The sequence below is a fragment of the Mycobacterium sp. NGS26 genome (genome assembly GCF_059813025.1).
The window spans coordinates 1-1,348 of the sequence record NZ_JCALDU010000015.1 but is presented as its reverse complement, the minus strand read 5'-3'; the positions used below and the strand labels follow the sequence as shown (position 1 = coordinate 1,348).

Below are 1,348 nucleotides of genomic sequence, written 5' to 3'. Positions count from 1 at the left end.
CCGTGTCGAACACGTCAGTGCGAAACTCCACCGTCCCACCGATGCCGGCGGGCTCCCCGGAGGGCGTGAAGTGTTCAGCCAACGACCACGTCAAGTCCATGCGGGCGGTGTGGGTGTCGGCCGGCACCGGGCTGACCTGCACATCACCCAACGCCCACCCGGCGGGGTCGGTGTCGTGTCCGGGCAGGTTCTGCCAGGCCAACATCACCTGCACCAGCGGGTGATGCGTCAGCGACCGGGTCGGGTTGAGCCGCTCCACCAACACCTCAAACGGCACGTCCTGGTGTTCGTAGGCGCCCAGCGCGCGGGCACGCACCCGGGCCAACAACTCGGCGATGGCGGGATCCCCGGCCACATCGACGCGCAGCACCAAGGTGTTGACGAAAAACCCCACCAGCTCATCCAGGGCCGGGTCACGCCGCCCCGCGATCGGGAATCCCACCGCCACCTCGGTGCAAGCGGCCAGCTTGGCCAACAACACCGCCAAACCGGCCTGGACCACCATGAAAGAAGTCGCGTTGTGCTCACGCGCCACCCGGGTAATTTGCGCCTGCAGCTGCGCTGGCCATTCCACCGCTACCCGGGCCCCGCGGTAATCAGCCACCGCCGGATAAGGCCGATCAGTGGGCAGATCAAGGCGCTCGGGCAGCCCCGCTAGGGCCTGCTCCCAATAGGCCAACTGCGCCGCGATCGGACTGTCCGGATCGGCCAAATCACCAAGAAGCTCCCGCTGCCACAACGTGTAGTCGACATACTGCACCGCCAACGGCGCCCACTCCGGGGCGTGTCCCGCACACCGGCTGGCATAGGCCATCCCCACATCAGCGATCAGCGGGGCAATCGACCAGCCATCCGCGGCGATATGATGGGCCACCGCCACCAACACATGCTCCTCGGCGCCGAGGCGGAAAAGCCGTGCCCGCAACGGAATCTCGGCGCCCAAATCAAAACCGCGACGCACCAGTGCACCGATGGCCTGACCCAGTTGGCTTTCCGACCAACCACTGCCATCAACAACCCGCCAACCCCAATCGGCCTGCTCGACCGGAATCACCAGCTGCCGGGGTGCGCCATCAACCGCAGGAAACAGCGTGCGCAAACTCTCATGGCGGCCCACCACATCACCCAGCGCGGCCCCCAACGCATCAACATCCAGGCAACCCCGCAACCGCAGCGCGGTCGCCATGTTGTAAACCGCAGAAGCCCCCTGCAACTGCTCCAAAAACCACAACCGCTGCTGGGCAAACGACAACGGCACCACCGCCGGCCGCGGCCCGGCCACCAACGGCGCCAACCGGCCCACCCCCGCACCGATCCGCGGCGCCAACTGCGCCACCGTGGGCGCCTC

Annotated in this window: 1 protein-coding gene; it reads right to left on the bottom strand. The window is 67.2% G+C overall.

The genetic code is table 11. The features are described from left to right. On the bottom strand, positions 1-1,348 hold a 1,348-nt coding region (locus tag AC5Y6X_RS24320), incomplete at both ends, for a condensation domain-containing protein (RefSeq protein WP_499989699.1).